Here is a 6,357-nt window from a genome sequence, read left to right on the forward strand (position 1 = left end):
AATTTATGGGTTGCTAAATCACTCAGAATTTTCGGTATCTTCTTCCTGAAAAACCTCCACTGTTGGTGCATCGCAGGTTATGAAATCATGAAATTTTTTATAACTTATTTCTATCATACAACCTGACCTTACAATTACTGAATAACCAGATAAGGCTAAATCCCTTAATGATAAATCAAATATATGCTGACCATTTTGACTAGCTGAAAGATAGTAGTTTTTTAATATCTTCCCTCTGTCTGTATATTCAGCCCAACCAGCAATATGAAGTGCAACTTTATAAAATGGATGTGTTTCATCAATGCTTTTTGGTTCTTCTTTTATCGGTTCTGAAATTTTACCTTTGGTAGATGGTTGTGAAGATATAGAACTTTGCAAGTGGCCGTTAGGCACATTAGAAGTGCGAGGAACAACACCCCCGCTTGAAACAGAACTATCAGTTTGGTGTAAAGAATTATCTCTAACATTTTCTAAGCCTTGATTTTGATTAGCCCGTTTAGCTGTTTCACTCAAACTTTCACCGCTAGACAAAGCACCAATAACAACCATTAAACCAATAGGTATACATGCAATTGCACCCCAAGTAGTCCAGTTGTTATACCATTTTTTTACATCTTTTGATGTTGCTTCCTGAACAGATTTATTATTTTTAGTATGACTTGTATAAAAACGAAAATAACGAGATTCATACTTACGTTCATCAGTTCTATATACAGATGCGTTTGTAGTACCTACCCCATCATGAACTTTTAATATGTATTTATCGTCTTGACCCATGTGAGATTTTTTAATACAACGATATGACATTTGTATCATATCTTTTATATCTTTATTAACCTTAGCGAAATTCTGAGTGATTAGCATGATGTCAAAACCATAATGGCGATGCATGCTAAAAAACTCAGCCAATTCTTTTTCGGTTCCAACCTTAGGCATAGCCAGATGGCATTCATCTATAAAGAAATATACCTTTTGACCTTGTGAATTTTGCCATGCCTCAAATTGGAGGAAATGATCCTTTTTAGAAAATGGTCTTTGACCCCCATAGTTATGAAACTCACCATCAACAATTTCAATTAAATCACGGCAGTATTCACCATAAATCTCACAGAAAACATCAACGTTTAGAGGTAGATTGGTTACTACTTTGCGCCTATCTTGTGTAATTGTTGGGATGATATGAGTTACAACAGCCTCATAACTTTTTCCACCGCCTGGCTTACCTTGAATAGCGTTAATCATGTTGTTAACTTCCTAATCTAGTAAATGGTATTAATTGAAGAACAATTCTTATAGTTAAAGCAGTAACAATCATTGTTAAAGCTTGTGGAACACCTATTTGGTTAAGGAACCAACCAACTTCAGAAGGTATAGAACTGGTATAAGAGGTAATATCTAAACCAGAAAAATAAGTATCTACACCCTCCAAAGCTAAACGACTAATATTTAAAATGCTGTCGAACATCCAAATAGTTAAATCCTTATGCATTTCCTGAACAGATAGAACGATACTCCAAAGGAAACTTTTAAATTCATTCCAAGTAGTTGCAAACCAATCAAGCATGTTAACCCCCAAATATTATTTTGCGGCAAGTAAATGCAGCAGTTAAAAGTATGCAAAGCTTTAAAAAAGGAAGGATAACCGTCCAATCAAAAGGAATAACTTTACAACCCAAATCGACCATTACATTAAAGCAAATCTTCATATCTGGAGCAGAACCACCAGAAAAACTAAGTTTAAATTGCTCTAAAAATTGAAAAAGACCAGTTTGTAAAATAGCTTCACTTTGTATTTCCCAAACACCCTGAAAACCATTTTCATAAACTGACTCGTAAAAGCTTTGGGATTCGTTAGGGTTAAATTTATTTTCAACAGTTGTATTATTTTGCTTTTTTAACTCGTTCAATATCTCTCGTTGAAGGTCGGTTGACTCTTCAAGTTCTTCGTTAGATTTATCTAACTTTAAATTGCCCTCTTTAGTGAAGTCGTTTAATTCACCTATACCATCTCCAACAGTGTCCATTTCACTAACAATTTTTGTTGTATTTGATTTAATGGATGAAAGTAAGTCGTTTGAATTCCTAATTTCACCTGTAACGGTTTGTAGGTTCTTATTATTAAGGTCAAAACCTGAAACCATATTTGTATTGATAGCATCTAAATTTTTATTAACTTTGTTTAATGCACCTAATGAATCAGAACTAGTACTACCATCTGCAGGGGTTGGGTCTGGAGAAGGTTCAGGGTCTGGCATTGGCTGAGGGTCTGGTTCAGGTTCAGGGTCTGGGTCTGGGTCTGGGTCTGGTTCAGGGTCTGGTGAGCATGCAACTGGTTCAGTTGAACCATAAGAAACAGGCAAATAATAACCACCATTTGAATCAGTCTGAATTTCACATTGGCGGCCATCAGAAGCAGGAAAGCAAACACTAGTTGAACCCGTAGAGGTTCCAAAAACAAAAGGGTCAGAGTCAGTTGGTTCTGGGCAATCAGAGTCTATTATAGGTGGCAACTCTTTAGCACACATTATTGGTAAAGCATCATCTGAGGTATCAGGGTTTGGTACTTGTATGGTGTAGTTATCAAAACCAGTAGGAGGACAATAATAACCATCTTTTTCAGAATAACCATTGTAACTAACTGATATGTTTTTGATTAAGTTCTCTTCAGGAAACCAAGGTTCTTCACACCATGAGGCTGTGCAGGCGTAATTACCATAAAGAGAAAGAACAGGCTCACTATCGCCTGAACAAGATGCGCTAGAATATCTATAGCCAGAAGTGGCTGGGGGTAAAGGATAACTATTGGCGTAAGAAGCACAAGCCGTTTGTTCTGCTTCTGAAAGTGAATAGCCGCAACCTTCAGTACCATTTGCCTTTATACAAATTGTACCTTCCTGATTAGGATTTTTTAAATCTGACATATCAGGACCAAGTGATTCGGCATAAATTGCAGATACAAAAAAAGCGCTAATAAGCGCCAGTGTTAAAATTAAAAATTTCATTGGCAGCTAACCCCAACCAAAGTTACGACAAACAATAAAACCAGCTAAAGCCCCTATCATCGCTATTATAGTGAGGATAAGGGCGACAATTAAGCCGCCCATAAATTGCTCCTAAAACTAAACTCGGTTAACAGCACGTTTACCAAGTGAACCAGATTTAAAGGCCATTGCCACACCAACAACAATTACCATCGCGCCAGTAACGAATGCTGCTACTGTTGATAAATCTACCGCTGCAAATACATCAGTCATATCTTTATTCCTTAGAGTTTATTAATAACAAGTTTTGCGGCTTTTGCTTTATAAGACAAAAAACCGAAAGTAATAATCAGGCCAAAAGCCCAAGTAAAAGACGCTCCAATATCTAGAGCTGTTATCTCAATACTGGCAACATACGAAGCGGCCTCATGGCTAGGAACTAAAACAAAACCTTGGCATTGCTCTAATGTCTCAGTCGTTGGCGTTAATGTGCCGTCAGAATTAAGATAAATACATTGCATACAATTAGCCGCCTAACGAATCATGAAAGTGTTTTTTCAGGTCAGGGTCTAAAGGTATTAATTGAATAACTTCATTTTCAAAAGTTTTTTCACTAAATTCAAATTTAAGGTCGTAAGCTCTATCGCCAACAAAAGCACCAGTATCAATTAGTACATGTGCATAAGATGCGTTAATTGCAATTGGGTCTTTACCGAAAGGTGTACTAGTAGTTTTACCAGCGGCCTTACGATTAAATTTAGGCGCATCAACGTTATCCAATGGATAGAGAACTTCCAAAGTGGCGTTTTCAGCATGTGGATTTTTCGATTCAGGAAATCGAGTAATTGAGATACCAGCAATAACAATAGCCATTTTAATGACTCCTTAATTTAATATTTTAAATTTTGCACCTGAACAATCAGGACAAGTTAATTTTCGAAGTTTATAATCAGGAATTAATTGACCATGAACCCCAATGAAACTACATTTTTTGTTCAAACATTTAATTGGTTGCATATCACAATAAAAATTCATTAAGCAGCCCTTAATTGTTCAATTAATATATGTTTATAAATATTAGGAACGTCTAACGACTTCCCAGTTACGTATTTGTCAGGAACTAACAAACCGTAAACAGTTTGCATATTTCCCTCAGTAATTTCTAAAATGTCAGCAAGTGCCTTTCCGCACATACGGCGAACCCATTTAACACGGCTTGCTAAATCAATACCGGCTTTTGATACTTTTGCTGAACTGGATGTTTGAACGCCATCGGTATTAATCATTTGTTGTGAAAAATCACAAATACCCGCAAAGGTAGAATCAGGGTCTAGTAAACAATCAACAGACCATTTTTTTAATTCAACTTCGTTGCGGTACCAAACTAACGATTCGTCTTCGATACCTTGCTCTAATTTTTTATCATATATGCGCCAATAAACTGGACTGGTGCGTTTACCGACTGTGGTCATTTCAACATCAAACTTGCCATCAATAGTGAATGAATGACGAGGTGACATAGTTGGGTTAGGACCACCCTTTTTACGAGCAAACGCTTTTTGAAAGAAATTAAGTTCAGCGGCCTTGCAGTTAAAAACGTTGTCGAAACAATCGCGAGCAATATCAATGCGCGAAAGTGAGCTAATGCTTAAGACCTTAGATAACCAGTGATGTAAAATAAATGGGGTGGTGTGTGACCATAAGTGTTTGCAGCCCTCACCAGAAATTTGAAAATAAACCGTATCGCGCTGACCACCAATACCGACAAAACCAATTTGAGTGCCTTCACTTGTAACTAAGTTCATAGAATTATGATAACCGTGAAAGCCTTTATCTCGTGGTACTGATAGCTCAAAACCTAAAACGTAACGGCTAAAAACACGCAATGTATTAATATAAAAATCAGACATTCTTTCATTAATGCGTTGCTTTTGAGTTTCTAAGCTTTTAAGTAGTTGTTCAGGCGTTAAACCCTCAGTGTTAAATTCTTCTTTAATATTTGGTACTACTGGGAAAAGCGTTTGAGTATCTACCGTAGAACCAATAGAACCAGCGCGTTTACAATGACGTAAGTCAGCAAGCGGAAAGCTAAAAGAAAGAAAATCTATTATTGTTTGGTTAGCTTCATGCTTTTTAAAACGCTTAATACGATTGTCGATAAGGTTTTGAGCAGTATCTGAATATTTATAATGCATTAGATACACCCCTCAGCTACTAACTGGCGGTAATTAGAATCTGTAATCTCAACTGTTTTGCAATCGAACTCATGTGAAGCCCAAACACGAAACTGATACATGTTATCGAAATAATCATAAACGCGAGTTCCATTCAAATCGTAAGTGACTTGAACCCCCGCTTGCTTGTTATTTTCGAAATATATTTTCATTCCATGACCCTGAGTAAATTTGAATAAATGCATTCACCTATGCAGTAAAAAGATTTATACATTAATGCATTCATGAATGCAAGTATGAGCGCATAAATAAATTCAGGCATGCTATTATTCAAAAATTAAATAAAACAGGCTTAGAGCATGAAAAAGACAGACAGAACCACTATTTCAATTGCAATAGAGCGAAAAATGGAACTCGAAAGGAAGGCAATAGAAATATCTCATAAAACAGGTAAGCAAATAAAATGGACTGATGTTGTGCACTACATGATTAACAATTACCAAGCCATGGCAAAGGATGATTTAATAGAAGAAGAAAAAAAAACAGAGTAGTTATTCAGTGTGAACATAGGTTTAGATAGGAGTTATACCCCGTAATACAGTTACGGGGTTTTTTTTAGCATTGTGCTACAACCCTGCATTTTTTTAGAAATCTCCCCGCAAGCGGGTCCCCTCTTAAAAAATACAGTGTTGAATTTATAAAAGTAATTGTTTATCAGAGGGCGCGTTGCGCTAGGATATTTTTCCAAGCGGGACTGGGTTATTGGATGCGGCCATTTATCTAATGGTCTTTATATTAATTCTGTGTGTGGCCTTTCATGAAGCAAAGCTTCATAGGTTCCTATCATCAAGTCTCCAGTGGTACGTAATAATTGATTTTAATTATTACGTAACCTTACTATTAGTATGGTTATTTGCACTCCCCATAAATCACATTATGTTACGGGTTGCAGCCGCTACGCTTAAAAAGGCTTTTGCTGCAATTCGTGTGCGCTTACGCTATTTTGCACACGAAAAACCACAAACGCCCCGCCATTTAGATATTTTGGCGGGGCGTTTTCTCAACATAAAGTTTATGAATTTATGGGTTGCTAAATCACTCAGAATTTTCGGTATCTTCTTCCTGAAAAACCTCCACTGTTGGTGCATCGCAGGTTATGAAATCATGAAATTTTTTATAACTTATTTCTATCATACAACCTG

Annotated in this window: 9 protein-coding genes; 2 read left to right on the plus strand and 7 right to left on the minus strand. The window is 36.4% G+C overall.

Annotated features, from left to right (window positions below; genetic code table 11):
- Window positions 1-18: 18 nt before the first annotated feature.
- The 7 genes from H5126_RS21000 to H5126_RS21025 form a co-directional block, all read right to left on the minus strand.
- The gene (locus H5126_RS21000; RefSeq protein WP_182758560.1) at window positions 19-1,242 is read right to left on the minus strand and encodes a zonular occludens toxin domain-containing protein; all 1,224 of its coding nucleotides are present in this window, start codon (window positions 1,240-1,242) and stop codon (window positions 19-21) included.
- 4 nt (window positions 1,243-1,246) lie between these two features.
- Entirely contained in the window at window positions 1,247-1,564 is a 318-nt protein-coding gene (locus tag H5126_RS21005) for a DUF2523 family protein (protein WP_182758562.1), read from the minus strand.
- Window position 1,565: 1 nt separating this feature from the next.
- Window positions 1,566-3,002 (minus strand): hypothetical protein, encoded by a 1,437-nt coding sequence (locus H5126_RS21010; RefSeq protein ID WP_182758564.1) that lies wholly within the window; start codon window positions 3,000-3,002, stop codon window positions 1,566-1,568.
- A 117-nt stretch (window positions 3,003-3,119) separates the two neighbouring features.
- Window positions 3,120-3,254, minus strand: a complete 135-nt coding sequence (locus H5126_RS21610) for a hypothetical protein (protein WP_259418323.1) — start codon at window positions 3,252-3,254, stop codon at window positions 3,120-3,122.
- 11 nt (window positions 3,255-3,265) lie between these two features.
- A complete protein-coding gene (locus H5126_RS21015) occupies window positions 3,266-3,502 on the minus strand; it encodes a hypothetical protein (protein WP_182758566.1) in 237 nt (78 codons plus the stop codon).
- A gap of 4 nt (window positions 3,503-3,506) precedes the next feature.
- Window positions 3,507-3,854: a DUF1293 family protein gene (locus H5126_RS21020; RefSeq protein WP_182758568.1), complete on the minus strand. Its 348-nt coding sequence runs from the start codon at window positions 3,852-3,854 to the stop codon at window positions 3,507-3,509.
- Window positions 3,855-4,015: 161 nt separating this feature from the next.
- Entirely contained in the window at window positions 4,016-5,176 is a 1,161-nt protein-coding gene (locus H5126_RS21025; RefSeq protein WP_182758570.1) for a replication initiation factor domain-containing protein, read from the minus strand.
- 338 nt (window positions 5,177-5,514) lie between these two features.
- Here H5126_RS21025 and H5126_RS21030 point away from each other — a divergent pair, with 338 nt between their 5' ends.
- Together H5126_RS21030 and H5126_RS21410 are read left to right on the plus strand one after the other, a co-directional pair.
- Window positions 5,515-5,706 carry a hypothetical protein gene (locus tag H5126_RS21030; RefSeq protein WP_182758572.1) on the plus strand — a complete coding sequence of 64 codons (192 nt, stop codon included), beginning with the start codon at window positions 5,515-5,517 and terminating at the stop codon, window positions 5,704-5,706.
- 385 nt (window positions 5,707-6,091) lie between these two features.
- Window positions 6,092-6,357 (plus strand): hypothetical protein (locus H5126_RS21410; RefSeq protein ID WP_220491500.1); only part of this gene is annotated, 266 nt, incomplete at its 3' end.

It is taken from the genome of Pseudoalteromonas sp. SG45-3 (genome assembly GCF_014164075.1).
Taxonomy (GTDB): Bacteria; Pseudomonadota; Gammaproteobacteria; order Enterobacterales; family Alteromonadaceae; genus Pseudoalteromonas; species Pseudoalteromonas distincta.